The 26,694-nt window shown below is 41.8% G+C and carries 24 protein-coding genes; 8 read left to right on the top strand and 16 right to left on the bottom strand.

The window, feature by feature from the left end; all coding sequences use genetic code 11:
- Nucleotides 1-13: 13 nt before the first annotated feature.
- The gene (gene rph / locus Q4574_RS13565; RefSeq protein WP_303474679.1) at nt 14-727 is read right to left on the bottom strand and encodes a ribonuclease PH; all 714 of its coding nucleotides are present in this window, start codon (nt 725-727) and stop codon (nt 14-16) included.
- A gap of 228 nt (nt 728-955) precedes the next feature.
- On the opposite strand from rph, the gene Q4574_RS13560 reads away from it, so the two are divergent.
- The 3 genes from Q4574_RS13560 to Q4574_RS13550 all read left to right on the top strand — a co-directional run bounded on the left by Q4574_RS13560 (nt 956) and on the right by Q4574_RS13550 (nt 4,859).
- Nucleotides 956-1,819 carry a YicC/YloC family endoribonuclease gene (locus Q4574_RS13560; RefSeq protein WP_303474678.1) on the top strand — a complete coding sequence of 288 codons (864 nt, stop codon included), beginning with the start codon at nt 956-958 and terminating at the stop codon, nt 1,817-1,819.
- 381 nt (nt 1,820-2,200) lie between these two features.
- Nucleotides 2,201-3,514 carry an ATP-binding protein gene (locus Q4574_RS13555; RefSeq protein ID WP_303474677.1) on the top strand — a complete coding sequence of 438 codons (1,314 nt, stop codon included), beginning with the start codon at nt 2,201-2,203 and terminating at the stop codon, nt 3,512-3,514.
- 226 nt (nt 3,515-3,740) lie between these two features.
- The gene (locus tag Q4574_RS13550) at nt 3,741-4,859 is read left to right on the top strand and encodes an ADP-ribosylglycohydrolase family protein (protein WP_303474676.1); all 1,119 of its coding nucleotides are present in this window, start codon (nt 3,741-3,743) and stop codon (nt 4,857-4,859) included.
- Nucleotides 4,860-4,959: 100 nt separating this feature from the next.
- Here Q4574_RS13550 and Q4574_RS13545 read toward each other — a convergent pair whose 3' ends face one another.
- Nucleotides 4,960-7,872, bottom strand: coding sequence for a metallophosphoesterase (locus Q4574_RS13545; RefSeq protein WP_303474675.1), 2,913 nt, complete (start codon nt 7,870-7,872; stop codon nt 4,960-4,962).
- 345 nt (nt 7,873-8,217) lie between these two features.
- Here Q4574_RS13545 and Q4574_RS13540 point away from each other — a divergent pair, with 345 nt between their 5' ends.
- The 3 genes from Q4574_RS13540 to Q4574_RS13530 all read left to right on the top strand — a co-directional run bounded on the left by Q4574_RS13540 (nt 8,218) and on the right by Q4574_RS13530 (nt 12,817).
- Nucleotides 8,218-8,718, top strand: coding sequence for an RNA polymerase sigma factor (locus Q4574_RS13540; protein WP_303474674.1), 501 nt, complete (start codon nt 8,218-8,220; stop codon nt 8,716-8,718).
- An 84-nt stretch (nt 8,719-8,802) separates the two neighbouring features.
- Nucleotides 8,803-9,804 (top strand): FecR domain-containing protein, encoded by a 1,002-nt coding sequence (locus Q4574_RS13535; RefSeq protein ID WP_303474673.1) that lies wholly within the window; start codon nt 8,803-8,805, stop codon nt 9,802-9,804.
- Nucleotides 9,805-9,964: 160 nt separating this feature from the next.
- Nucleotides 9,965-12,817, top strand: a complete 2,853-nt coding sequence (locus Q4574_RS13530) for a TonB-dependent receptor (protein WP_303474672.1) — start codon at nt 9,965-9,967, stop codon at nt 12,815-12,817.
- A gap of 26 nt (nt 12,818-12,843) precedes the next feature.
- On the opposite strand, the gene Q4574_RS13525 is transcribed toward Q4574_RS13530, so the two are convergent.
- Nucleotides 12,844-13,311 carry a hypothetical protein gene (locus tag Q4574_RS13525; protein ID WP_303474671.1) on the bottom strand — a complete coding sequence of 156 codons (468 nt, stop codon included), beginning with the start codon at nt 13,309-13,311 and terminating at the stop codon, nt 12,844-12,846.
- A gap of 158 nt (nt 13,312-13,469) precedes the next feature.
- Complete coding sequence (locus Q4574_RS13520; RefSeq protein WP_303474670.1) at nt 13,470-16,088, bottom strand: response regulator; 2,619 nt, start codon at nt 16,086-16,088, stop codon at nt 13,470-13,472.
- Between the two features lie 312 nt (nt 16,089-16,400).
- Here Q4574_RS13520 and Q4574_RS13515 point away from each other — a divergent pair, with 312 nt between their 5' ends.
- Complete coding sequence (locus Q4574_RS13515) at nt 16,401-16,589, top strand: hypothetical protein (RefSeq protein WP_303474669.1); 189 nt, start codon at nt 16,401-16,403, stop codon at nt 16,587-16,589.
- 90 nt (nt 16,590-16,679) lie between these two features.
- On the opposite strand, the gene Q4574_RS13510 is transcribed toward Q4574_RS13515, so the two are convergent.
- From Q4574_RS13510 to Q4574_RS13500, 3 genes are all read right to left on the bottom strand, one after another.
- Complete coding sequence (locus Q4574_RS13510; protein ID WP_303474668.1) at nt 16,680-17,870, bottom strand: HD-GYP domain-containing protein; 1,191 nt, start codon at nt 17,868-17,870, stop codon at nt 16,680-16,682.
- 99 nt (nt 17,871-17,969) lie between these two features.
- Nucleotides 17,970-18,314, bottom strand: coding sequence for an MGMT family protein (locus Q4574_RS13505; RefSeq protein ID WP_303474770.1), 345 nt, complete (start codon nt 18,312-18,314; stop codon nt 17,970-17,972).
- A 14-nt stretch (nt 18,315-18,328) separates the two neighbouring features.
- Nucleotides 18,329-20,326, bottom strand: coding sequence for a GumC family protein (locus tag Q4574_RS13500; protein ID WP_303474667.1), 1,998 nt, complete (start codon nt 20,324-20,326; stop codon nt 18,329-18,331).
- A 195-nt stretch (nt 20,327-20,521) separates the two neighbouring features.
- Between Q4574_RS13500 and Q4574_RS13495 the strand changes: the two genes are divergently transcribed.
- Nucleotides 20,522-21,142 (top strand): tRNA-uridine aminocarboxypropyltransferase, encoded by a 621-nt coding sequence (locus Q4574_RS13495; RefSeq protein WP_303474666.1) that lies wholly within the window; start codon nt 20,522-20,524, stop codon nt 21,140-21,142.
- Here Q4574_RS13495 and Q4574_RS13490 read toward each other — a convergent pair whose 3' ends face one another.
- From Q4574_RS13490 to Q4574_RS13450, 9 genes are all read right to left on the bottom strand, one after another.
- Nucleotides 21,143-21,424, bottom strand: coding sequence for a hypothetical protein (locus Q4574_RS13490; RefSeq protein WP_303474665.1), 282 nt, complete (start codon nt 21,422-21,424; stop codon nt 21,143-21,145).
- A gap of 21 nt (nt 21,425-21,445) precedes the next feature.
- Nucleotides 21,446-22,396 carry an alpha/beta fold hydrolase gene (locus Q4574_RS13485; RefSeq protein ID WP_303474664.1) on the bottom strand — a complete coding sequence of 317 codons (951 nt, stop codon included), beginning with the start codon at nt 22,394-22,396 and terminating at the stop codon, nt 21,446-21,448.
- A gap of 33 nt (nt 22,397-22,429) precedes the next feature.
- Entirely contained in the window at nt 22,430-22,843 is a 414-nt protein-coding gene (locus Q4574_RS13480; protein WP_303474663.1) for a DoxX-like family protein, read from the bottom strand.
- Nucleotides 22,834-23,184, bottom strand: coding sequence for a hypothetical protein (locus Q4574_RS13475; RefSeq protein ID WP_303474662.1), 351 nt, complete (start codon nt 23,182-23,184; stop codon nt 22,834-22,836). Before Q4574_RS13475 ends, Q4574_RS13480 begins: the two co-directional genes overlap by 10 nt.
- Nucleotides 23,185-23,304: 120 nt before the next feature.
- A complete protein-coding gene (locus Q4574_RS13470; RefSeq protein WP_303474661.1) occupies nt 23,305-23,724 on the bottom strand; it encodes a DUF1801 domain-containing protein in 420 nt (139 codons plus the stop codon).
- Between the two features lie 104 nt (nt 23,725-23,828).
- On the bottom strand, nt 23,829-24,209 hold the full coding sequence (locus Q4574_RS13465) for an STAS/SEC14 domain-containing protein (protein ID WP_303474660.1): 381 nt from the start codon (nt 24,207-24,209) through the stop codon (nt 23,829-23,831).
- A 210-nt stretch (nt 24,210-24,419) separates the two neighbouring features.
- On the bottom strand, nt 24,420-25,094 hold the full coding sequence (locus Q4574_RS13460; protein WP_303474659.1) for a 2OG-Fe(II) oxygenase: 675 nt from the start codon (nt 25,092-25,094) through the stop codon (nt 24,420-24,422).
- 240 nt (nt 25,095-25,334) lie between these two features.
- Nucleotides 25,335-25,907, bottom strand: a complete 573-nt coding sequence (locus Q4574_RS13455) for a hypothetical protein (RefSeq protein ID WP_303474658.1) — start codon at nt 25,905-25,907, stop codon at nt 25,335-25,337.
- Between the two features lie 51 nt (nt 25,908-25,958).
- On the bottom strand, nt 25,959-26,681 hold the full coding sequence (locus Q4574_RS13450; protein WP_303474657.1) for a ZIP family metal transporter: 723 nt from the start codon (nt 26,679-26,681) through the stop codon (nt 25,959-25,961).
- Nucleotides 26,682-26,694: the final 13 nt, after the last annotated feature.

Below are 26,694 nucleotides of genomic sequence, written 5' to 3'. Positions count from 1 at the left end.
TACTAACCCGTTCTTAATTTAATGCGCTCTTTTGTTCATCGAATAACTCACGAAGACCATGTTTCGCCAACTCAAGCATTTCGCTCATTTCGTCAAAACTGAAAGGTTCGCCTTCGGCAGTACCTTGAACTTCAATTAACTTGCCAGTTTCAGTCATCACCACGTTCATGTCTGTTTCAGCATCAGAGTCTTCCAAGTACTCTAGATCAGCGATAGCGTTACCTTTATAAACACCCACAGATAACGCGGCAATCATAAACTTAAGCGGATTCGCTTTTAAAATACCTTTGCTGCGCATATAAGTTAAAGCATCAACTAGAGCAACACATGCTCCGGTAATAGACGCGGTACGAGTACCACCATCAGCCTGAATAACGTCGCAATCTAGGGTAATCGTATTCTCACCCAACAATTTTAAATCAACGGCTGCGCGTAAAGAGCGAGCAATTAAACGTTGAATCTCTAAAGTACGCCCACCTTGCTTACCACGAGCCGCTTCACGACCTGAGCGAGTATGGGTAGAGCGTGGAAGCATGCTGTACTCAGCAGTTATCCAACCTTTACCCTTGCCTTTCATAAAGCGCGGCACACCTTCTTCAACGGTAGCGTTACAGATAACTTTGGTATTACCAAATTCAACCAACACCGAACCTTCAGCATGACAGGTAAACTGGCGAGTAATAGTAACAGGACGGATTTGACTGGCAGTTCTTCCACTTGGACGCATTTTTATACTCCTAATTGATATGGCGCAGGATTATACAGTAACTCCACCAAATGTTGCAGTTAGCAATGAAATAAATCCCAAACCTGTAGTCGGGCGCTTTAGCCCCGAGGGTTTAATTGATATTTAAACCCCATGGCCTAAAGACCACGCTACAAAAAACACTGCGGATTGTGTTAATAAGGCGTAAACTATGCCAGCATTAAAACTTTAAATTACCGAGGAATTCCCATGATATACAGCATGACCGCATTTGCCCGTAACGAAATAAAAGCAGAATGGGGCACCGCAATCTGGGAAATTCGTTCGGTAAATCAACGCTACTTAGAAACCTTTTTCCGCCTTCCAGAGCAATTTCGTTCGCTCGAACCAATGCTCCGCGAACGCTTCAGAAAACGCCTACAGCGCGGAAAAGTGGAATGTGCATTGCGCTATATTCCAAACGACGCAGCGGCAGGCGAATTAAGCCTCAATGAAGATCTCGCTAAACAACTTTTAAAGGCCGCTGACTGGGTACAATCACACGGTCAATCAAGCGGTGTAAACCCCGTCGATATCCTACGCTGGCCTGGCGTAATCGCCACTGTAGAAACCGATATGGACAGCATTCAAACCGATATTATGAAAGGATTTGATACCACTCTAGATGATTTCATCCAAGCGCGCGCGGCTGAAGGTGTTAACTTAAAAGAAATGATCGAACAACGCCTCGATGGTATTCAAGAACAAGTGAAAATTGTCAGCGCCAGAATGCCAGAAATTATCACATGGCAAAAAGACCGCCTACTCAGCCGTTTCGAAGAAGCAAAAATAGAACTTGAAGCAAGCCGAGTCGAACAAGAAATGATCATGCTAGCCCAAAAAGTTGACGTTGCCGAAGAACTCGACAGACTCAACTCCCACATAGGCGAAACCCATAAAATCCTCAAAAAAGGCGGTGCATGCGGCCGACGACTCGACTTCATGATGCAAGAATTCAATCGCGAATCAAACACTCTAGGCTCAAAATCCATCCACGCCGACATCACCCAATCAGCAGTAGAACTGAAAGTTTTGATTGAGCAAATGCGCGAACAGATCCAAAACATCGAATAATTTTTTTACCCGTCCAAGAATGTCTTAAAAGCCCTGTTATTTGCTTGTAAATACAGGGCTTTTTTATTTTCCCTTTCAAATCAATCAGTTGGAATCACCGATACGGCGGGGTTCAATCCTCTGGTCGATATCGCTTTCTAACCAGTCCACTGCTCCCGCCCTAATACGAATGGACCGGAAAAAAGCGAAACTATAGCTTCATTTTTATCATGATATTGAAAATATAGTTTCACTATGAATGCCGCCGGATTAAGAGTAAAATAATCACCCAAACACTTTTATGCGCATAAAAATGTAAAATATCACACTTTTATGCGCGTAAAAATGTAAAACAGGTTATAGTATAGGCTGGTTAACAATCTTAATTGGCGGGAAATGACAATGCAGCGCAACTTACTCAACGCCCTAATAGCATGGAAAAATCAATCTGTGCGCAAGCCATTATTGATCGATGGCGCAAGACAAACAGGTAAAACCTATCTGCTGCAAGAGTTGTTTGGGAACACCTTTGCCAACATCCTTCGTATCGACTTCCTTGAAAATCCTGCCTACAAAGAAGCGTTCGATGGCTCACTGTCACCTGTCGAGTTAGTAATGAACATTGAGTTGTTAACCAACCAAGCGTTCAACCCAGAAACCGACCTGCTGATTTTAGATGAAATTGGTGAATGTGAACGTGCCGTTACTTCGCTTAAGTATTTTGCCGAAAAAGCACCGTCCTATTTTGTCGCAGCCAGCGGTTCGAACATTGGTTTGCTCAACACCTTCCCTGTGGGCAAGGTAGAACAATACAATTTACGACCACTGACCTTCCAAGAATTTATATACGCATCCAACGAGCAGGCACTGATCAAAGCATTTGATAGTCAAGCAAGCACACCGGCGGCGCACACTAAATTGATGGATAAACTAACAGACTACTTTTTTACCGGTGGTATGCCCGAAGCCGTTTCTGCTTGGTATCAGTTTAAAGATTCAAGCATTTTAGATCGGGTTGAAAGAGTCACTAAAATTCATGCCGATTTAGTAGAAGGTTATCGCCGCGACTTCGGTAAGTACGCGGGCAAGGTCGATGCCACACTGATTGAATCGGTGTTCAATAGCATTCCAGCGCAGCTATCACTTGTGAGTGATGAGTCTGTTAAACGTTTTAAATTTAAACATGTGCATGAGCGTAAATCTCGTTATAGCGATTTTGAAACAGCGATTCATTGGCTTAACTGTTGCCGCTTAGCCTTGCCAAACTATCCTATTGAAGGATTGCCGAAATCTCCTCTGGCGGCTTATAAAAAAGAGAACATGGTTAAGCTATTTATGTTTGATGTGGGCCTGCTCAATCATATGCTGGGCAGTAGCTATAAAGAGTTAAAGCAACAAAACTATGACTATAAAGGATATGTGGCAGAAAACTTTGTGCAGCAGGAACTCACTGCCATTGGCGTTGACCCAAGTTATTCATGGAATGACGCCCGCGCCGAAATCGAATTTATTTTGGCAACAGATGAAGGAGGTATCATCCCAGTTGAAGTAAAAAGTGGCAAACGTACAAGAGCAAAATCGCTGGCGTCCTACATTGAAAAATGCGCACCAAGTAAAACATTTAAGTTAACTGGCACACAAGGCTCATCAACTTCAGAACGAACCAATATCGTGATGCCCTTGTATTTCACCCAATATTTACCACAGAGATGGTAAAAGCGCTTTGACTATAATCTCGAAGTCCACACAAAGTGACTTTATGTGTAACAATTTTTAGATCTGAATTTTGACATTCGGCCTCTCAGCCAGTCAACGTTTAACCAGCACCGAAGGCTGGTTGCATTAAATAATGAAAAGTACTACTAAGTCTTAAAGACTTTCTCCCATGAATGCAGTTTGAGGGTTTAAACCACGTTAATAATGAAGTAAGAAGGTGTTTATTTTGTCTAAATTAATCATTAGTGAAACACAAGATAAGTTCATTGGTTGTATGCTCGGTGGAGCAATTGGGGATGCGTTTGGCGCGCCCGTGGAATTCATTTCTCGGGAACGGATTCTTGCCTTGCATGGTCAAGAAGGGGTGACTTCGTTACTACCGGCTTACGGAAAAGTTGGCGCCATTACCGACGACACTCAAATGACACTTTTTACCGCCGAAGGCTTGCTAAGAGCCTATGTTAGAGGGAAATACAAAGGAACCACATCGTGGTTAGGCTGCATTGGACATGCTTATCAGCGCTGGTTGCAAACTCAATCCTATGACTCACCTAGCAATCTCAACGTCAGCAATGATGGCGTGCTTTGGCAATACCGAGAGCTTCATGACCAACGAGCACCGGGTAACACCTGTCTAAATGCACTTAGCGTAGCAGGTGGGTTTGCAGAGTTGGCTTTAAATGATAGCAAAGGCTGTGGTGGCGTAATGCGTGTTGCACCTATTGGCTTATTTTGTTGGCGCTTAAAAGACAGTTTTAGTCTTGACGATTGTTTTAAGCTTGGCAGTGATGCCGCTCAACTGACTCATGGTCACCCTACTGGGTATTTAGCCGCTGGGGCGTTTTCCGCCATCATTTATCAACTATTAGAGGGTTACACCTTAGTCGACGCCGCACTTTCCGTTATTCCATTACTTAAAGAGCAACGCAACTCAGAAGAAACCATCGAAGCCATCGAAGCCATCGAGCTAGCGTTAGTGTTATCGAAAACAGAACGCGATTATGCAAAAGCAATTCAACAATTGGGCGAGGGGTGGATAGCCGAAGAGGCACTGGCCATTTCACTATATTGCACCATAGTCGCCAATAACTTTAATCATCTGATGACCATATCCGTTAGCCATGACGGTGATTCTGATTCTACTGGTGCTATCTCAGGTAATTTGTGGGGCGTGCTTTACGGCGTAAAAAGTATTGATGGGCAACTCGTTGAACAAGTTGAATTAACTGAAACTATTCAAGACATAGGCAAAGATTTGTTTGAGTTTCCGACTTGGGAGATAGGTCCGTATTCGTCGAATGGGGAATTCGAGGATCTCATTTCAACAAAATATCCGGGATACTGAATTACCCAATAAAAAAAGCCTATCATAATGATAGGCTTTTCAAATTTAGTAATCAGAGCGCAGTTGCGCGCTCATTACCCAGATTGGCTATTACTCAATCTTATTTTTCGATGACTGCGAACTTACCGTCGGTGTGCACAAATCCCCAAATAGTGTTGCTATCTTTCACATAGCCCCAGTAGCGTTGTTGGCAATTAGCCACTTGGTAACCACCTTCTGGATGTTGGTCAGTCAGTCTGTAATAGGTTGAGTAGTGGTCAGAGTAACCGCTTTCGACGTAACACTCATCAGCAAACGCCGGCACCCATGACTGTGTTGCTTCGTCATAGCGACCAATGGTTAAATCAGTCAAGGTATAGCCTTCAGGTGCGGTCATCACTAACGTCATGGCGTCGGCAAAATCTAAACCATCTGCCAGATAACGTCCGTTCCAGTTGGCGTCATTACCACTAGGATTACCGTTAGCAAGGTCAGGGTTCAATGATGCTTCAATATCGGTACCTTTCACAAATTTTCCATCACGGGTGGTGTGAGTTGGATTATTCACTTCTTCACCGTTTTGGTTAACATAGGTTAGTGAAGCAGACTCTCCCTCAGCCAAAACACCAGCATCGACGTCTACAACTGGAGCAATTAAATCACCATATTGGTTAAAGTACGAACCTTCCTGGGTTTGGTTTCCACTGAGGTATAACACGTCAGATAAAGTGGTAGCGTCGCTATCCACAAACCAACTCATGGAGAATAATTCACGCAGACGTTCCACTTCACCTACAGTAGCGGCATATGAGCTGTTGTAGGTTAAGTTGTAGCCATCGATGATGGTTGCTTGTGAGCCTATATAGCCATCTTCCGCTGGTGTTTCAGAATGGGCATAATAATTTTGGTCAGGCGCAACCACTCTAACGGTTGCGTCAGTGGTACGGGTGTTTTCATCTAACACTTGCCATTCAACTTCGTTACAAGTTTCAGTTGTACTTGCGCCAGCTACCATGTAGTCGCCAGAGTACGTACACCATGCATTTGTATCGTAATCATAATGAGCGCCCAAGTTCATATCCACTTCAGTCAGTGTATGGTCAGCGTAGTATGCTTTGCTGGTAATCTGACGACCGTTAACTTCAACAACCACAAATGAAATGCCATTTCCTAAATCAGACGTTACGCTTGCGTACTTGGTCCCTTCGCTGTTGGTTAAATTTCCCCCAGTGATGGAGTCATAAAAGTTGTTAATGAATAACCCCGTTTCATGGTCATCGTGCATACCGTATAAATCTTCGTAAGCTTTCCATGATGCATTGCCACCGATGATTTGAGTGAAGCCATTGGCGGTATCTTTATCATCAGAGGTGGGGTGAATTAAACTACGAGAGTACTGATGATCATGTCCTGCAATATAAGTAACTTGGTAATTGTTGAACAAGTTTAATATGTCCGCAGCCAGGCCAGGCTCTGCTTCATCTTGCAACTGTAAGTAACCCAATTGGCCGATATCGTAACCATTTAAACTTGGCTCTTCTAGCTCTTCGTATGCACTAGTTGCGTTCTCTAAGGCATTGCTATAAACCGCAATTTCTTCAGCAGATGCACTATTTGCAACGGCATTATCTAAAGTTGCTTGAGCCGCTTCTTTAGCTTCTTGTAAAGCAATTCGTTCAGCTACATATGCATCGTAAATCTCAACTTGATAGGTTTGAGGACGCTTTTTAGTTGATAGCGGCTCGTGTCCAAACGCCACAACATGATCTACGTCTTCGGCGTTGGCGATAATAACTTCTTTCAACCAGTCTCTCAAAATAGTCCATGTACCTCTATAAGCGCTGCTATATAGCTCTGCAAAATAGAAATCTAAAGCAATAAACATGGTTTTGTCTTCAATGAAATAATAAACCAAGTCTTCTGCACCAGGGAAACCAATGGCTTTACCATTGTCTAAATGTTCGCGAACTAAGGAACCAGTATATGCTTGATACAGTCTATAACCTTGGTCAAAATCAACCTGCTCATAACCTTCATAAGGGTTAATATCATTGTAAACATTATTGACTGACTGACGTTCCCACTCTTGTTCGTTGGTAAACCATGCTGGCCAGTTTCTACCATTAACAACTTCGTGATTACCCCGTGCAGGAAAGATACTGACTCCAGCGTCGGTCAATGGTCCTGCAACTTTCTCCATCCACTGCACATAGTCAGACTCAGCTCGATACTCAGTGATATCACCAGTTGCTAAAACTAAATCAACATCTAGCTCTATCATTTTATCGGTAACGGCTTCTACTAAAGGTAAAGGCAGAACTTTCCAGTCAGGACCAAAATCTTTACGATCTTCAGGCGCAACAACAATAGGTTCGCCGGCACTATCTACTTCAATATATGGGTGGAAAGGGTCTTCAACATTAACTAAGTAGCTAACACCATCTTCATCCCAATCGTTGACTTTTACCGCGTCATTTTGACTTTCAGTGCCCGCATCGTAATAACCATCACCGTTGTAGTCTACGCCAACGTATTCTTTGATGGACAAGATGTTACCGTCTTTATCAACGTCAACATACCACGACATATTGTCATCATCTCGGCCTTGAGTATCCGGGAAAATAGCAAAACGTAAAATCTTATCTGAATCTTCAGTTAAGATATTCGCACCGGAAGTGGCGTTACTTCCCAAAATAGGTGCTTGCGCCGTTAAAGCATCGAGGGTTGTTTGCAAGGCTTCAATTTCGGCCTGTAACCCAGCAATATCCTCATCAGTTGTGGCACTGTTGGATGCTTCCTGTAAGGCTACTAACTCTGCAGTCATGGTGTCTATCTGTGCTTGCATTGCAGCAACAGTCGCGTTCAAGGTAGCAACTTCTGCTTCATTGGCAGTATCTATGTTGTCGAGTTCGCTTTGTAACTGTTCAACTTGCGATTGCAGTGCACTCACTTCAGCGTCGTTGTCGTCGCCAATGTTACAGGCACTCAGCACGCTTACAGCGGCTAAGGTTAGCGTGAATTGTTTCAACTTCATGGTAATTTCCTCATTAAAATAATAGTTTTGGGCGAACGTCACTCCGCTTTTTGGGTGACATTACACAAGCTTCTTTGCCCATAAGACGGCGCTAAAATTAATAAGGGGACAGTGTTTTTTTTATATTTTTCAAACAGGAGATTGTCACCAAAATGTCACAATAAAACCGTATTATCGCGCTCCCGCGTAGTTGTAATGCTGAATATTAATTGGCCTGATTAGCATGTTTTCACTGACTGGTTTCATCTAGTTTTTTAGATAAATTTCAAAGTGTTAGTGGTATCGTCAAATGAAGCGTTAGGATTGCCTCGTATTTCGACTTTATAAGTTCGAGCGGATATTCTTATGAAAAAAAATGATCCTTTCGTTAAGCTGATGCCCAAGATTAGAACCTTTGTTCAAGCACGTACCCAAAACGTTGACGTGACTAACGACGTGCTGCAAGAAACTATGTTGCGGACGATTCGTAATAATGCAAAGCAAGATTCAGAACAAAAGTTAGATAATCCTCTCGCATACTTGATTACGGTTGCCAAATCAGCGTTATTTGATCATTGGCGAACGGAAAAAAAACATCTAAGCCAATCAGATATGGTCGACGAGCACACACAAGGTCTGGGCTTAGAAGATAATTTCATTAATTTAGAGCGGGTGAAAATACTATCCAAAGTGATGGAAGATATGCCGCCTTTGCGCCAGCAGGTTTTTAGAATGCGCCGCATAGATGGGATGAGTAGAGAAGCAATAGCAACAGAGTTAGAGTTATCCGTAGAGTCTGTAAAAAAGCACATTAATCGTGCCATGGTAGATATTGCTTTATGCGCGGAAAAAAATGAATGGAAATAAGCATAAAAAATGTCACCTTTCCAAACAATTAGACGTTTAATAAAGAAAATGAAGCAAAATCACCAGGTACATTGAGAACAGTACATGAACAAACAAACATTAGAACAAGCCGCAGATTGGTTTGATCAACAAGACTCTCTTGAGGGTGCACAAGCAACGGAATTTAAGCATTGGTTGGCCACCCCCGAAAATGCTGACGCATACCGCAAAATCAGTCAATTAATGCAGTCTGCAGAAGTAAACGCGGCACTCAACAATAATCTGACAAGCACAATAAGCACTGAAACCCACGAAAAGGATCCCTCTCAGAATAAAGGTAAATCCAAAGTTTTTAGCTTCTATCAATTCAACCCAATCAACATAGCTGCAAGTTTGCTATGTATCGCATTTATTACCTCATTTTTTATTTTTCAGCAAAACACAACTAATGATTCGTCGTCATTAGCCGCTGTACCCAAGCCGATATATCAACAGCAGTTTCAAGCCCCTGTAGGTTCTCGTTCATCTCAAGTTTTGCAAGATGGCACGCAAGTTCACTTGAACGCTGATAGTCAACTGGAAGTGCAGCAAACCAGTACTTCTCGTTATGCCCAAATGACCCATGGACAAATATATTTTGATGTTGCTAAAGACAAAACACGTCCGTTTGTGATTGATGTGGGGGAGGTACAAATACGGGTACTGGGTACAGCATTTGATGTAGACCATACCAATGCGCGTACTTTGATTAGCGTTTATGAAGGCAGAGTGCAAATAAACGCAGATGACGTATTTACCTTAGTTAAAGGCGAACAACTTATAGTGGAAAACGGTCGAGGCAGTAAAGTCACTTTCAAACAGTTGGCCATGCTACCGGCATGGCGCAGCGGTTGGTTAGAAGTTGAACAACAACCACTGCAAGACGTAGTCGCGCATATGCAACGATATATTGAAAAGCCGGTTGAGATTGTCACTCAAGATCTACTAAATCGTAAAATTAGTGGTCGTTTCCCACTTGATAAAGCGGAACAATCTTTGGCGTTAATAGCCAGTGCACACCAATTCACCGTGACCTATGAAGCCAATAAGATCTTGCTTAGCAAATAAGAAAATATCCATCCAATTTGCGTATAGTATTCTAATCGCAGGGATGCGATTGCCAGGGTCTTGTTTTGCTAGTCTAGATACATACAATAATCGACAATTCCGCCGTTATATTCCGACGCATTACCTATTATTGAGTTTGTTTTGTTGTATGCCGCCAGCAATGGCAAAAAATAGCAATTATTTACAGGAAGATGCTCAAAAAGAGCAATTTATTCGAATTCAAAACAGCTCTATTGATGCGGCAATGAAACGCCTATCGTCCGTTTACCAATTCCCCGTTGTGATCAACGGAGTCAGCGATAAAACGGAAACTAACATTAATATTGAGGGTTTTTATAGCCTCACGGTAGCATTGGATAAGATCACCAGTAATAGCCTTTGGAATTACAATATCACCCCAATTGGCATTGAAGTATCCCGTTCAGCCAAACAAGTTTCAACGCCTTCCCAAAGCCACATCAATGAAATCATAGTAACGGGGCTTCGTGCATCTTTAGACAAAGCAAAACAACTAAAAACCCACACAGTGGCGGTGTCAGATGCCATTGTATCTGACGATATGGCAAATTATCCCGATATAAACATGGCTGAATCACTGCAAAGAATACCAGGCGTGGTGATCACCAGAGAAGCCGGGGAAGGCCGTCAAGTTTCCCTACGAGGCACCTCACCTGATTTCACCTTAGTCACCATAAATGGCATGCCTGTGCTGGCAAACAATGATTCCCCCATGGACAGCCGGGTGCAAAAGCAACATGATCGCTCATTCGATTTCAATGTGTTTTCTTCTGAACTATTCAGTCAAGCGCAAGTGCTAAAATCTTACAGTGCAGAGCAAACGACCGGTGGACTAGCGGGCACATTAGCTTTGCAAACCCAGCGTCCATTTGCGCAAAAAGGATTGCAATTTGTGGTAGCGCCGCAACTTGGAATGAATGAATACTCTAGTAACGCCGCGCCGCGGATAACAGGATTGATCTCGAATACCTGGGGGAATTGGGGCGCGTTGTTGTCGGCCTCCTACGGCAAACGATTTGTTGAGGAACGTGGGGCAAATACAATTAGATGGCGGGCAATCTCCCCTAGTGGCATTTCATTAGACTCGTTATCTTTAGAAGTACAACAAGCCTTCGCTAACAATGACGTTATCATGCCCCGGGGCAATCGTTATTCTCTTTGGCGAAGTGAACAACAAAGACGTGGGCTAAACGTGTCCTTTGAATACCAGAATGACAAAGCTAACGCACGTTTAGACATTCTCCACGCGGTATTAAGTGCCAATAGAAATGAGTTCCACCTATATCCGCGCGGCGAGCAATCAACCCCTATAATAACCGGCATAACTGAATTTGTAGATGCGCAACTAAATGCCAATAATGAACTAGTCTATAGTGTTTACAATAATGCCAGAGTAGCAACAGAAAGCCGTGCACAAAGTACCGAAACAGTCTATAAACAGGCGGTATTCAACAGTTCATTTCCCCTATCCAACAAATGGTCACTGGATTTACTGCTAGGGTTAGAAAAGTCTAACTATGACATTCCCACCAGCAACAAAATTTATACCCAAGGCATGTCAGATATTAGTATTGATTACCGCGCAGACCGCTTTTTTGCAGACATTCAATATGGTAGTGATCTCAGCCAACAAGACCTATGGGAAATGCGCGAAATTGATTTAGAAGAGTATTTTGCAAACACCCGCTATCAACACGGAAAAATAGCCTTGAACTACCAGGCCTCACCGAATATTTTGTGGCAATGGGGAGTTGAACATACCACCTTTAACACCCAAACATTATCGGTTTATCAAGGTAATTTATTGTTGGATGAATGGTCGACAACAACGCAATCTTTGCCTTCTGATTATACCCAACTTGTTGATTCTCATCCTAATGTCAATTGGTTGGGCTTACAAACCCACAAGGCAATTCAACACTTTGGAATTGATCCCTATTCACTGGCTAACAATAACGCCTTAATTGAACAGTCTGAGGATGATTTAAAAGAACAAAAATCCTCTGCATTTTTTACCATGCAGTGGCAATACGATAAATTTTTAGTAGTAGCGGGAAGTCGTTATCAACAGGAAATAACCGATGTGACCAATCCTTTTACTGGTCAACATCTCAGCTACAAACATGTAAATTGGTTACCTAGTGTGAACCTGATTTGGCAACCATCATTAAGTTATACTCTTAGATTCAGTGTGTCTCGTAATTTAGCCAATCCATCACTTAGGGATTTAAAAGGCTATGCCAATTATGATCCTACAGAGCAAACTATATATGCCTCAAATCAAAACTTGCAGCCCTATTCCTCGACGAATCTTGACCTTTCTTTTGAGTGGGAGGCAAAGGAGCATATATCATTCACCCTAACGCCTTTTTATAAATCGATTGATGATTTCATAGCCCCGAAAGCAAGCTCATTAACTTTTGCGGAAACTGGGTTAGAAAATATATGGGAAACTGACAACCTAACTGATAACTCTGTTATCACCCTAGTCACCAATCAAAATGCAGAATCTGTGTCTTTAGTCGGATTTGAAACAATGTTGCGTTATGAATGGTCTTATTTGCCATCTATTTGGCAACATATGGGCCTCATCGGCCACGTAAACTATACGGATGGAACAAAAAACTACTTTAACAACGATGGTGAGTTTTTGTTTAACAAGGCGTTACCTTTTTTATCCAAAAAAACCGCTGCTATCACTTTATATTACGACGATAAAACCCTTAGCGGGCGAATCTCTGCATCTTATCGAGACAATTATATTCATCAGGTCAATCCAGAGACCTTAGAAGACGAAGATGAAACCGGTTTTCATGCAACCTTGTATATTGACGCGAGTTTTAGCTTACAGTTGAGCAAACAGTGGCAATTCACTTTAGAGGCACAAAACCTCAGTAACGAACGAGAAGAGCAGTACAGTGACGCTGCTGATCGCCCTTACAATTCAACCACCAGCGGTCGTACCTTTTATCTGGGCTTATTATATAAATATTGAACTCGTATGATGTTAATTGGTTACCCCTACAAACATCTTTGCTGCTGAAATTTATTCTCACTGGCAACCCTAATTAAGCGTTTTACATTCTCAATTTTTGACATAAAGCCTTCAATCTTTTGATATTCATCTCGATAACTCATTCTGCCGAGGACGCCTTTTTTAGCAAATAACTTGAGCTCAGGTTTCAGCTGCTCGTTAATCGATTGAATCTTAGCTAGGGTTTGATTTTGCACCTCAATGCTCTGTTTCGTAAACTTGCTAACAAAACATTGGCATAAATCGACACTTTCGGTTTTACTGGTTTTTCCATCGAATAACCCCAAAAGCTCTTCACCGCTAATATCGTTCAACACTTGAAACTGCGCCATATAATTTACAATGGAGTATTGGTTTTTATCTTTACAACTTGCATAAAGGGTATCAACGGTGAGCTGTTTACTACATGCGCTTACCAGGGTAGAGATGAATAATATCAAGGCCAGAACTTTCACTTTACTTCCTTTTAATGAGCCGAGTAATTACGTCGAAGGGAACGAAAAGGCAGTATAACCAATTGGTTAGGTTAGTACGAATACTGAGTGAAACCATTGTTTTTACTGGCGCGATTACCCAGCCCCCCAGTGCCGAAATTCTGGTGGCTCGTTTAAGATTAACTTAATTGCGGATTACCGGCACGGGTTTCTCTCATTAATTGGGTTAGCTGTTCAAGGCTTTGAGTCGCTTTGTTGTATTGCTCTTGAGCAAGGTTATCTTCTACTTGTTTAGCTAATTCACTGATGCTGTCAAATCCATAGCTCCCTGCAGAGCCTTTTAATTTGTGCATAAGCTGCTGTACTTCATACCAATTTTGCTGATTAACGGCAACCTGGATATCGGATATTTTGCTCTCAAAGCTTGTTTTATAGTCTTCAATTAAACGCTCAAACTCGCTACTAGGCTGAACGCCTTGTTGTTCATTTTTATTCGGCGAATCCAAGTCCATTAATTCCCTAAGTTTTGCGTAAAATGCTTCGGTCTTAATCGGTTTACCAAAATGACCTGTTGCTCCTGCCTGCATCACTTGTTTAATACTTTCGCTGTCGACATTGGCCGTGAGCATTAAAATAGGACATTGCATACCCGAGTCTAATAATTGACGAGTTGTTTCTAAACCGTCCATATCGGGCATTTGCATGTCCATTAACACCAAATCAAAGTGATGTTGCTTGGCTAGCTCTAATGCTTGCAAGCCGCTGCTAGCTAAACTAATTTTCACACCGGTTTTTCTGAGAAGATAGGCCACCAGTTGCAAATTGTCTTGGTTATCGTCTACACACAGAATGTGTCCTGACAAACTTGGTATTTTCACCTCGTTGTGCTGATACTGTAAAGCGATGGCGTCGGCCTCTTTTTGGGTTGTGAGCATTGCCTTATTTTGGGCTTCAGACCAAGGTAGATAAACGGCGAACTGGCTACCTTCCCCCTCCTGAGAGGTAACTTTAATATGCCCGCCCATAATTTCAATGAGTTGTTTGCTGATATATAAGCCGAGTCCGGTACCGCCATATTTACGATTAATCGCCGAACTTCCTTGAGAAAAAGCAGTAAAGAGGCGCAATTGTTGCTCTTCACTCATTCCCACACCACTATCAGACACAACAAAAATTAAACGTCGTTTATAGCTGTCAAAATAAACCTGTAACTCCACCTTGCCAACATCGGTGAACTTGATGGCGTTATTGCATAAATTAAGCAGTATTTGTTTTAATCGAGTAGGATCCGTATTGATAAAGCGCGGCAAAGGAAAGTTGAGTTGCAAATTAAACTCTAAGTTTTTTTCTGCTGCAAAACGCCCCATATAAGACTGAACTTCATTTAACAAACTCACAGTACAACTATCCGTATTTTGCAGGTGAATTTTTCCTGCTTCAATCTTAGACAGATCTAAAACATCATTTATAATGTTTAACAAATATTGGCCGCTACTGTTTATCGCTTGTGTTGCTTGTTGCTTTTCCAGAAGGCTTGCCTGGGCATCGTCTAACACTTGGGTATAACCGATAATGGAGTTCAGTGGTGTGCGAATTTCATGGCTGACGTTGGCTAAAAACCGATTTTTTGCTTCATTGGCAGACTTTGCCAATTCTTGTTCTTTTTGCACAATTTCAATTTGATATTTAGCTTTGTTAGTTTGCCTGATTTCTTCAGCCTGATCTTTTATCTTTTGTTCACGCTCCATCACTGCTTGCTGCATATTCCCAAACTCCAACGCGAGTTCACCCAGCTCACTTTTCTCTGAGACCTGGATCTTTTCACTGTACTTACCACTGGCAACCAACTTAGCCGCATCAAGTAGACGGCCTACTGGTCGGGTTATACTGCGTGCGATGTAGTACGAGCCGATAACCGCTAATAGTAAGCCCAAAGCGAAGAAAGGGATTAGCTCAAACATAAACTGGCGTAACGTTTTCAGCCAAGATTGAATTGAGTCTTGCAATACCACCACAAACTGACGACGGTCATCTTCAAATAATACAAATGGCAGTAATACAGTGTCATGGGTGTCTAGGGTTTGGAACTCGATGGCGCGACTTTGGTCAGGCAACATTAAGCTGGAGTTTCTAATGGCGTCATTGAGTAAATCATCATTGCTTACAGTAGATAATGGCAGCAATGCCTGATTATCACTCACAACGGTAAGGTTGATATCAAGGGAAATTAAACTTTTAATTCGGTTAAACAAGGTCAAGTTAAGCTTTTTGCCCATGATGAGCCAGCCAATCACACCGGGGGCTCTAATCGGTTCGGCAGAAACCAAAAATGGCTCATTTCCCATCATGGTGATCCAAGCTTGGTGTTTTTGTTCATCACTTAATTCTCGACCCAAGGCTTGGGCAACTTGGCTGTCTTGCCCACCATATTGAGAAATGAGGGTAAACTTTTTATCTAACACTAGGGCAACGTCGGCGTCTATACGACTGCCAAAGTTAAATAAAATAGTGCGGATTGATTCTTTGTCTTCTCCTTGGCCAATAGCGCTGCGTAAAGCCCAGTCTTTTGACACAGTTTCGACGTTTAGATCTAACTGGGATTTAGCATTTGCCAGCTCGTTCAAAAATACATTACGGCCGACGTTCAAACGTGATAAAAACTGGCGTTCAGCTTGATTATAGGCGGCGTTGTAAATACTCAATAAGGTTAGCGTAAACACCATACTAAACAGACTCACCACCAGCACAAATATTTTAATTTGTAGCGGCGTCCAGATTAAATGTTTGCGTCTGCCCATAATTGGTTTCACTTTAAAATCGAGTAATTTAATTAACAATGAAAAGAGTTGGCATTGAAGTACGACAGGTTATTTGACCTCTCTTTAGGTAACTCTAACAGAGTGACCCGAGCCCCTTTACATTACTTTCATTGAATTGGATGTATATTTGACACTATCTGTCAGAGTTTTTAACAGGCCCTTCAAGCACCCACGTCACCTAAAACACCTAACTCATTGTTTTTAATAGAAACACAAAACTTGGTTCGATTTATGCTGCTTTAAAATAGTACAGTTTTTTTGATTGGTAACCCCAGAAGTATCAGGTGAAGTATGTCTTGTTTAACTCGAAAATTGCAGCAAAATTTAACACGTTATGTCAAAAAGCACAGTGCTTATATTGCCGATAAGCCAGTAGAATGTGTAAAAGAAGAGTTAGTAGATAAGGGCCTTTGTCCATCACACATCACCGATGACCAAATGCGCGAAATATTACGATGTGCATATCAGTCTGGAAAATAGCCAGGAAGCAATTTACAACCAGTAGTCATTTCAGTGCGCCTAGGTTGTGAATGCTAGGTTAGGCATTAGTTCGGATTAGATGAGTACGCATTAGATGGCAATATTTTCTTCGAAATAGCGATTGAAGTCGATGTCAAATTGACTAGGCTTGACCCCTTTTTCGACCTTCATTTGACTGTGCGCTAGATCGATCTCTTTAATTGGTAAATAGTTACCGGTGCGAGCAGAGTAGAATATTTTCACGACGGGTTTTAATGGCGCAACGTCATTGCAGGTCACCACCATAGCAACTTGTTCGTTATTTAGCTTCACTAAGCTGCCAACCGGGTAGACACCCACACATTTAATAAACTTCTGAACTAAAGTCTGATCGTACATCACCGGTGAATCAGCCAATAGTATTTTTAGGGCTTTTTGAGAAGACATGCCAGGTTTGTAACAGCGATCAGCCGTTATCGCATCGTAAGTATCAACGATGGCTATCATACGACCATAGGAGCTAATTTCATCCCCTCTTAGTCCTTCGGGATAACCATATCCGTCGAGACGCTCGTGATGCTCCGACATGATTTTAATAATATGTTCGGGTAGCCCCATTTCTTCTAAGGTTTGAATCCCATGAAAGACATGATCGCGCATAATATTCATTTCCGGATCGGTAAGTCGACCGGGTTTATGCAATATACTATCTGGAATTTTGATTTTACCAATATCATGTAAAAAACCCGCCAATGCGAGCTCTTGCACTTCAATTTCCTGTAATCCAACAAATTGCGCAAAATTTGCAAGCAATATCGCCACATTGAGGGAATGCTCCAGTAAATAACTGTCTTTTTCTCGGATTTTAGTTAAGCACATCAAGGCATTGGGGTTGCGATCTATTGAGCCAACTAACTGTTCAGTAAATTCTTTAGGCAGTTTCAAATCAATTGGTAAGCCTTTGGCGACCAATTTAAACATCCTATTTTGAATGACTTTACCTTTTTCGTGTAATTGCTTAGCCACAACAATTTCACTATCAAACGAAATATGATCCTTGGGTTTAGCTGGCCCTGTCTGTTCAGGAGAAGGGGGGGTATCTGGGCTTGACTCAGGTTCAGGCACAAACTCTTTGCTGGGATCTATTAACAGCCGGACAATACCTTTTTTCTTCAATTGGCCAACAATAGCGCGCTTAGTCACCTTTCCTTGGCTTTTGATTTTCATATTACCGCGCTGTTCAACAATCGCTTGAACGTACATGCCTGGCTTCAATTCATCAATTGAAATTTCTTTTAACACGGGTCAAAAACTCGTTGCTTAAAACAGTTACACTTAAACATAAACCACGCTGCTGTTTGGTACAAGAAAATTTATATAATCCTTAAATTTATCAGATATTTAGTAGGTCAATTTAAACAGCAGTTCTGCCAAGTCAGGCTGCCATTGAAATTCTTTCAGTTTCACTCTATTACTCAATACTGCAACATTCTCTTGTTGTAATAGCCCAGTTTGCTCATTCGATTTTTCACTTTGCGCCGGAAAGGCAATTTTACCGTCAGAACGAAGCACCCGATACCAGGGTACTTGCAGCGAATCAGGGGCATAACCCAAGGCTTTACCCACTAAACGAGCGCGCCCCGGTAAACCCGCTAAATCAGCAATTTGCCCATAACTGGCAACCCTACCTATAGGGATCTGTAAAACCGTATTCCAAATTCGTTCATAGTGTTGGTGATTCACGATTTTATACTTTTAAGCTAGTCTGCTAACGGATACTGCAAATTCAGTTGCTCAACGTCAACCGGCTCACCACGACGGTTAACCTGACGGTACAAACTTAGATCCGTGGGATTAACAAAACCAGCCACTTGCTCTAAATCATTGAGTCTCGCTCCCTGTACCACCAAATAGGTTAAATAAGTATGTCGCAACGCCGCTACCGAAAACTGCTCCGCAAATGCTAACCCCGCATCATGGGCAATATTTATCATCATCTGATCAAGCTGTTGCGCGTCTAATCGCCCACCTAATAGCAGACTATCTTGTGCTTGATTCACCCTTAGATTTTCAATTATTTGCAAACATTCAGCGCTTACACTCACGCTTCTAGCATATTCACCAGGTATCTCTAGAGACTGGGTGTCTGGGTCAATATCTTGGATTTTCACATGGAGCAATTCAGTGGGACTCACACCATTTAATATCAACGAAATAGCCAATTTTCCATCACGATTTGCCACTTTATATAAACTTTCAACTTCAGACTCAGATAACAGTCGAGCAGCGGTTGGTGTAGTGGCTTGTGCCAATTGCAAAGGCGTTTGTTGATGACCCAATTGGGCGTGTTTTTGCTGTTCTAAAGCGTGTTGTGCCGCTACTTGCTGCTCCAGGGTTAGTCCAGATGAAGGCGGAACAACATTATAACTAGTCATGGTCGGTGCAGGAGCTTTTTGACGATGGATAAAACTGAATATCAACAAAGCAAATAGACTCACCAATACCCCTGCGGCAAGTGCAATGGCGGAATCACGCCAATAATTGGGCGATATAGGATAAGTGGGCACAAAAGGTTGCTCAAGGACGTTAATCTTAGCTTGGAAGGGTTTTTGGACTTCCGTTTCAACCAGTTGATCCTTTAATTGCTGAGCTTGTTCCTGTAACTGACTTAGGGAACGATTCAAGCGACCATATTCTTTTAATTTCTGATTAAAAATGAGGGCGTCTTTGCCCAATTCATCTAACTGTATTTCCAGTTGCTTTTGTTTTTGCTCAGAGGCTACAACCGTGCGTTGCAGGTCTTCTAAATATCGCTTTTGGCTTTCAGCGGCTTCTGCGTCATAACGCGTCTTCAATTCTTGCAGTCGGCGCTTTTTATTCACAATACTCGGATCTAATTCCATGTACTCAGGAGTATATCGTTGCGACAACTCGTAAAGCTCAGCTTCTCTATCTCTGATGGTACTGCGAATACCGTCTAGCCTATTTTTATCCCCAGGATGAATAACTGAATCTCCTTGGGCGATACTTTGTTTCACACTTTCTAAGGTGGCTGTCGCTTCCGCTTGTTGGGTCTCTGCCGTGTCTAACGCTGCTCCCATACTTTTAATCTTTGACAACGCGCGGTTTTCATCGCGCTCCATAGAAATAATGTTATTTTCTTCGCTATACTGCTCAACTAAATCACGCTGCTCAATGATCTTTTGTTCTAACGCTAGAAGCTTTTCCTGCCCTAATGATAAGTCCTCTACAGTGTGCTCCTGAGTTTCTTCTTCTAATCTGGCTAAATACAAAGCTAACCACTGTTCAAGCACGGGTTGTAGATGATTTTTATTTTCACCGGTTGTAAACAAATTAATAATACGACTATCAAGGTGCTCTTCGGTAGACACCATATTGGCCAACTCTTCGGTGCTTAAATTTAGCGAATATGATTGAGCAAGCTCAGTACTTAAACTGTCTAAAATTCGGTTGCTGGTGAGGCGCTTATTGTTGAGGGTTATTTGCTCTTCAGGTACTGCAGTTTGTTGATTGTTAAGTTGTTGAGCATAGCTAAAGTGGATTATTGCTTGGCTTTGATAGATAGGAGAGCGACTCCAAATCCAAATCATAGCGACCACAAATACCAGTAGGAAACTGAGACTCAACACCCACCATTTTTGTTTTTGTAGCTTTTTACTTTCTTCCTCTGAACGCCGATCCGAACTGTCCGTTCCGAATTGTGGCGGGATCACTTCCACGTTTTCACTAAATGACATGTTTTATATCCATATTCCATAAGCGTAGGTTTGAGTTTAAAACAAACACACGAAGATTTTTATACCCAATAGATTATCAGCTATAGTAAGGCTCTGCGAATGATATTAAGTTCCCGAAAAAATAACTCTGGATTCTGATTCAAGATAGATAAACTTTACGCTATTTAATCACAACCCGTTACGGAAAAACATGCTATGAAAAAGCGTCCAATTTGTACACGCTGTCACTATCCGAAAACGGTGTGCATATGCGGATTTATCAGCGAAGTAAAAGTGCCACTACAGTTAACTATATTACAGCACCCGCTGGAATCTAAGCATGGTAAAAACACTGCCAGGTTGCTGCCTTTGTGTATTGAGAATTCGGAAATAATCATAGGCGAAAACCAACAGGACTTTGCTAATATAAAAGCGTCAATTAACGCCCTTGATAACAAGACTTGGGTTTTGTATCCCAATGCCCAAAGTCAGCCCCTCGAAGAGTGTGCTAAACATTACCCGAATACGCTCCCCCATAGGTTAATCGTAATAGATGCCACTTGGCGTAAAGCCACTAAAATGTGGCAATTGAATCCATGGCTACACGAATTACCAAGCTGGCACTTTGATGCTTTACCTGAGAATCAATACCGTATACGTAAATCGACACTTGAGCATAGTCTGTCTTCATTGGAAGCCACAGCCCAAGCACTGAAGATCATATGCAATACAGACACCCAACCTCTGTTAACTTTATTTGAGGCTATGCAACAGCAGCAAGAAAGATACTCCCCATCACAGCAACGTGCTAACAAGGACAATATCGATGGCACCTAATCACTGTTGTTTTTGACGTTTAAAATGAAACCAAGTTGGCAGTCGACCAACCAAAACAACATAGTAGGCAAATATCCCCAAAGCAGAAAAAATGATGCCACTGACACCAGGTTCTTGCCAATTTCCAATCAAAATACAGTAAATAGAAAATGCGATCACCATTAGAGTGGGCGATGCAACGAGTGCGATCATGACACGTACATTCGCAGGGATTTTTGCTGTTTGTTTATCACTATTTGGTGTGACCGGAGATGGTTTAGGTGGTTCTGGTTCCCGTGTCATATTTTACTCTCTGTAATCGTTTTAAGGTTGCAGAAAATCAATCACACTTTTCACAGTGGATTCAGGATCTTCTTCGTGGGGAACATGACCCAGAGTAGCGAAAATAACCAGCTCACTGTTTTCTATTTCTTCTTGAAAACGGCGCCCTAAGTCGACAGGAATAAGGCGATCTTCTTGCCCCCACATAATTAATGTAGGCTGCTTAATTTCAGAAATTCGATTGATTAACTCACTAGGCTGAGTTTGTGCAAAGCGTGCTGCCAACGCCTGCCGGTTGCCCTCACGAGTGGTTAATTGATAATAGCGCTCAACCAACTCAGGGGTGACCTTACTAGGATCACCGTAAACGTTTTTCACACTTTTCACCACTAAACTACGGGGTAACATATCACCGACTAATAATTTAAGTAATGGTTGCTGAGAAATAGTGAAAGCTAAAGGCACAGAAGCAGATTGGTACGGATACCCACTGGCATCCACTAAAATCAGCTTTTCCACTCGTTGCGGATAAAACACCGCCGTTGCCCATGAAATATAGCCCCCCAATGAGTTTCCAGCCAATACAAATCGTTCTATGCCGAGGCTGTCCATAATATCGATAACCGTCTGACTGTATTGCTCAATTGAATAATCATTTTGCGCATGTGGGCCGGTTAAACCAAACCCAGGTAAATCAAAGCGAATCACTCTTCGTTGAGACGCTAATGCTTGTGTCCAGCCTTCCCAGGTATGCAAAGATGAACTGGTACCATGGAGTAAAACAATGGGTAGGGGATCGTTTTTTGGTCCTTCATCACGCAGATGAATTTGCATTCCACCTATATCAATAAATTGCGAAGGGGCCGGCGCCCAGGTAGGAGCAAGTTCTGCTACGGTTTTATCCGGTTGTTGAAACAAAATGAATAACACAACATAGATTGCCACCAGCAACAGAAATAGCGAACCCAATAGGGTTGCTAGTCGTTTTATCATATATCGCCCCGTACTACTTTAATGCCCATAAAACTACTCTCGTTCCTGTTTTGATTGAGTGATAGTTGGCTTTTGCTGAGTATTCTGCAGCAATACAACACTCAAAACCAATAAAGGAATGTTGGTAGTCACTGGATTAAATGCCGACAAAGCTACTTGTGGAATAAAAATTATCGTGAAAACCAGCAAAGCAGCTAAGTTAAGAGCGCTAAAATAAATGAGTAAGGGGTTTTTGTAAAACAAAATTAAAGCGATACCCAACAAGATTTCAGCCACACCTGCACTTTGCGTAAAAACTAAACTGTATTGGGAGTTAAGGCCAAGACTTTCGGTGATAATTCGTTCCAATGGATCCACATGCAATAGTTTAGGAATTAAGCCGTGGTAAATCCAAGCTAAACCTAGGGTAAACCTAGCCAGCTGTACAAGAGACAAATTTAGCAACATGCGAGCTGCTCAAAGCGCAGTTTTTTGCGGTACAAATAAGTAGAAATCAATAAGGGTAAAGGGCTAAAAAAAGCAAAAAGAGGATCATAGTCAATGAAAAATAAAGTACAGAGCACACAACCCAAGGCCCCGCAGAACAAGTGGAAACGATAAAATGAAATACTGTCTTCATAGGCATCGGGGAACAGCAATTTTAATTGCAGTTGCAACATACCCCACACCCCAACTGAACTCAAAATAACCCCAAACACGATTAAGTAGCCTAAATGAAAGCCACGATTAATCATCTTCATTCCCATAATAAATCCAGAATCAATTACAGCAACCCAAATGGCAATCACTGTAAAAAATCCGCAAAGAGATTCAATCAGGAATAGGTTTTTTCTGGCTTTTTTCACCTTTATTAGAGCCCGTTCAACGATCTATTCTGGCACAAATACTAACATGCACAGACTCTGTTTTTAACACCCCAATAAAGGCAAATGTTTAATGTTGTGGTATTTAAGGGCCAGTTCAATGCAGTGGGATAACGCCTTTTCTGGGAGTGGCTGGTTTAAAGGCAAGGAGATAGCTCGGTTGCCAATAAAATTTAAATGGCTAGAGTAAAGTTCTTTGAAGGTTTCTATTAATTTAGTTTGGCAGTGAAGGTACATAAAAATATAATCTGGCTCCGTTGGCTTCCAATCCATACGCAAGGTGCTGCCAGTTTTACAGATATAGCTCGGTTCGCCCCACTTTAACGTCTCTTCAAGTTTTTTGACCTCAGGGCTATTAATTGCCACATGCAAAATCAATTCACGCAAAGCTAACAAGGCTTTGCGCGGTTTTGGCGGGTAACTATTAATTAGCTCTAAAACCAATGGCCCTTGGGTAAACAGCATAGTGATCCTAAGTTTTCGCTATTTCTTCGTTAATATACAAATATTTTCGCAAATTGTATAAAAAACCCAGTAATCGGACCGAAAAACCTAAGTACAGGACCAAGTTAAGACGCTAACCATTCCATAGCAGCTTCAGGATCATCAAAGAACTTCACTTCACCCGAAATAAACCAAGAACCAATCTTAGCCACATAATGTTGCCATTTTTTATTGCCATAAATCGCTATTTTGTTAAATTCATTGTTGTACTTCAAACCAATTTTAAAATCATCCCAGGCTGCCCTTAGCTCCCAACCTTCAAGCTCTGTAGCATCGATGAACGCATTGACTTTGGGCTCTTTCACCTGGGTTAACGCAGAATCGATTAGCGGTGTGATAATTTCGTAGTCTTCGTGAGTTAATTTTCCAACAATTTGCATGGATAGGAAAAAATTCTGTTCCACTCGTTCAATACCAATAGATAAGCCATGTCTTTTAACTTTCATAGTAGTAATTCCTTATGTCCAGATAAAATTTAAATGCTGTCTCGTTTCACTGACTGCATTGTAAAAGTATACTCGCTGTAAGAAACACATTGCGCCTGACAGGTAAATTTTCAAACTGAAAATTTGATTGAAATCAAAGGAAATGAATTTAATTAGTTATTATTGCTTTCAGCATGCTCTGCACAGCAAAGTTTAGATTAAACAACAAGCTTATAAAGGAGGATCCACTCGCTCGGTTACTGATGTATTCACTCGGTACCATCCTGCAATTGAATAGCGATCTCGTTGTGCTGGTAGCACTTCATGGGGGAAATCTTCACTCAAAAACACAACTATGGTGCCCATTAAAGGCACAACTTTAATCCCCTCAATATCGTTGTCGTCGGTAAACAAGACTAGCTCACCTCCGTCATCAATTGCCCAACCAGAATTAAGATATGTGACTATGGATAGCACACGCTGAGCTTCGCCTTTAAACGCATCATAATGACGTTTGTAATACATCCCGGGGGCATAGTGGGCAAAGTGACTTTCGAAGGAAAATAAGCCAAGAAACAAGCGACTGTTTAAGTATCGTTGCAGCTGGGCTGTCCAGCTTAGCCACTCAACTTCCTCTGCTGATTTTCCAGTGATCCAACAAATTTCATCGGTTCTTACAAATTCATTTTGCAGATAATCATTACCACGTCCAATACCAGCCGCCTTAAAGCGTTGCTCGTCTATTCTCAGCTGATATTGACTCATAGCAATACAAAGACTGCTGGGTAACGAAACCGGTTTAATGCTATAGCCTTGCTGATATAAATCATCAGCAATAGCCGAAAACAAAGTTTCGTCAAAACCACTGTCATCACTGTTCTGAACCAAAGGTTGGATGGCGTTCAAGTCTGTTACCTTATAAAAGCCGAATTAAATTGAAGCGAAAGAAAACTTGATAATTGCCTGGAGGTACAAAATAGACAAGACGCCAATTAACGCCTAAATCTTGTGCAATACTCGGCAGGGCGGCGAGTATACGTTTAATTGGCTTTTTTGCTAACAGTTATTTATCTAAAATTTAGCAACATGCTGAGCGCCCACCACCAAATTAAAAAACACCGCTACAGAGTTAGTGCGAATAGTTGTTTAACTGGAGCAATTAACCACAACTGACAGGGCCTTTTGCCATGCTGTTTCGGCATCAAAATCATCAATAAGACCATTACTGTGTGGCTGCTCTGTAAACGCGCCAATACCATGTTGAATCATATAGCTGGGATAGTACGTTGGCATGCCAATATCTTTTATGTAGTCACAAACACCTTTATTGTCTGTGGTTTTCTGGGTAATTTCCGCTAACAGATGATTGAGCGTTTGTTGTTCTTGATTTGCGAATGCTTCCATTCTCAACATCATAACGGCTTGATGTGCCGAACGATCCGCAACCCTGCGGGTATCAAAATAACCATAGCTCATGGCCACTAAGTATAAATCTGACGCCTTTTCATATTCTTTTTGTTCAATGCATTGAGTTAAACCTGAAAATAAATCCGCTGGCGAGTGGGACGGACTCACGTCATCAATACCGACACATCCCAATGCATAGTTTGATTGTAAATTACCCTGGGTATCATAATTTTTGATTTTGCTAGGCGAGGTAGTCTGGCATGCGCTTAAAACGAATAACAATACACATAAGACTAACTTTTTAGTTTTCATAGACGACTTCTTTGTATCTAAATAATTGATTCACGTGAGTGTTAATCTTAACTAACCCGCACTCACTAGCATGTCACTAAACAGTGCTAAACAAAAGCCAAAGACCGCACCCAAAGGCGGTGCCCAATGTTTGTCTAAACGGGATTGCGGTGCAATGTCTTGAAATATGATGTACAGAATACCTCCTGATGCAAACAACATGATTGCACCTAGCACCGCCTCATAATCTGACAAAAAGATATAACCAAAAATTCCAGCAATTGGGCCTAAGGGAATTAATCCCGCCATGGTAAACAGGGTTTTACGCGAATGATTGCCATTTCTGCTATTAATTTCCCGATAACTGTTAAAGCCTTCAGGGAGGTTTTGTAAACCAATAAACACTGCTAACAATGGTGCTACGGGAGAGCCGAGTGCGACTAAGCCGCCTAACGCAATAGCTTCGGGAATGTAATCCAACATCATGCCCATAAGTTGCGGTGAATCGTGTTTTTTTAACCCCAATCGCCGCTCGACAAAGAAGAAAACAAACCCACCGAGTAACAAAATTGGAATAGAAAACAGCGAATGTCCCATATTGGAAATCCCCTCAGGCACTAACACTACCGAGACTGCGCCCAATAAAATACCACCACCAAAGGCAATCACAGAATGGCGAACTTCTCGCTCTATCCACAGAGGGCGAATATGATCAAAGGTGGCCAAAATGCCACCAATAAGTATGCAACTTCCAGATAGACCAGTAAGCAAAACGATAGTTAAAATTTCAGACATTGGGTTCCCACAA

The sequence above is a fragment of the Aliiglaciecola sp. 3_MG-2023 genome (genome assembly GCF_030548205.1).
Lineage (GTDB): Bacteria > Pseudomonadota > Gammaproteobacteria > Enterobacterales > Alteromonadaceae > Aliiglaciecola.
This window is presented reverse-complemented; position numbering and strand designations above follow the sequence as displayed.

What these genes read in the sequence shown, in the direction of transcription:
- rph (WP_303474679.1), bottom strand. Translation starts at nt 727, where the DNA reads ATGCGTCCAAGTGGAAGAACTGCCAGTCAAATCCGTCCTGTTACTATT.
- Q4574_RS13560 (WP_303474678.1), top strand. Translation starts at nt 956, where the DNA reads ATGATATACAGCATGACCGCATTTGCCCGTAACGAAATAAAAGCAGAA.
- Q4574_RS13555 (WP_303474677.1), top strand. Translation starts at nt 2,201, where the DNA reads ATGCAGCGCAACTTACTCAACGCCCTAATAGCATGGAAAAATCAATCT.
- Q4574_RS13545 (WP_303474675.1), bottom strand. Translation starts at nt 7,872, where the DNA reads ATGAAGTTGAAACAATTCACGCTAACCTTAGCCGCTGTAAGCGTGCTG.
- Q4574_RS13540 (WP_303474674.1), top strand. Translation starts at nt 8,218, where the DNA reads ATGAAAAAAAATGATCCTTTCGTTAAGCTGATGCCCAAGATTAGAACC.
- Q4574_RS13535 (WP_303474673.1), top strand. Translation starts at nt 8,803, where the DNA reads ATGAACAAACAAACATTAGAACAAGCCGCAGATTGGTTTGATCAACAA.
- Q4574_RS13530 (WP_303474672.1), top strand. Translation starts at nt 9,965, where the DNA reads ATGGCAAAAAATAGCAATTATTTACAGGAAGATGCTCAAAAAGAGCAA.
- Q4574_RS13520 (WP_303474670.1), bottom strand. Translation starts at nt 16,088, where the DNA reads ATGGGCAGACGCAAACATTTAATCTGGACGCCGCTACAAATTAAAATA.
- Q4574_RS13515 (WP_303474669.1), top strand. Translation starts at nt 16,401, where the DNA reads ATGTCTTGTTTAACTCGAAAATTGCAGCAAAATTTAACACGTTATGTC.
- Q4574_RS13500 (WP_303474667.1), bottom strand. Translation starts at nt 20,326, where the DNA reads ATGTCATTTAGTGAAAACGTGGAAGTGATCCCGCCACAATTCGGAACG.
- Q4574_RS13495 (WP_303474666.1), top strand. Translation starts at nt 20,522, where the DNA reads ATGAAAAAGCGTCCAATTTGTACACGCTGTCACTATCCGAAAACGGTG.
- Q4574_RS13490 (WP_303474665.1), bottom strand. Translation starts at nt 21,424, where the DNA reads ATGACACGGGAACCAGAACCACCTAAACCATCTCCGGTCACACCAAAT.
- Q4574_RS13485 (WP_303474664.1), bottom strand. Translation starts at nt 22,396, where the DNA reads ATGATAAAACGACTAGCAACCCTATTGGGTTCGCTATTTCTGTTGCTG.
- Q4574_RS13480 (WP_303474663.1), bottom strand. Translation starts at nt 22,843, where the DNA reads ATGTTGCTAAATTTGTCTCTTGTACAGCTGGCTAGGTTTACCCTAGGT.
- Q4574_RS13470 (WP_303474661.1), bottom strand. Translation starts at nt 23,724, where the DNA reads ATGCTGTTTACCCAAGGGCCATTGGTTTTAGAGCTAATTAATAGTTAC.
- Q4574_RS13465 (WP_303474660.1), bottom strand. Translation starts at nt 24,209, where the DNA reads ATGAAAGTTAAAAGACATGGCTTATCTATTGGTATTGAACGAGTGGAA.
- Q4574_RS13455 (WP_303474658.1), bottom strand. Translation starts at nt 25,907, where the DNA reads ATGAAAACTAAAAAGTTAGTCTTATGTGTATTGTTATTCGTTTTAAGC.
- Q4574_RS13450 (WP_303474657.1), bottom strand. Translation starts at nt 26,681, where the DNA reads ATGTCTGAAATTTTAACTATCGTTTTGCTTACTGGTCTATCTGGAAGT.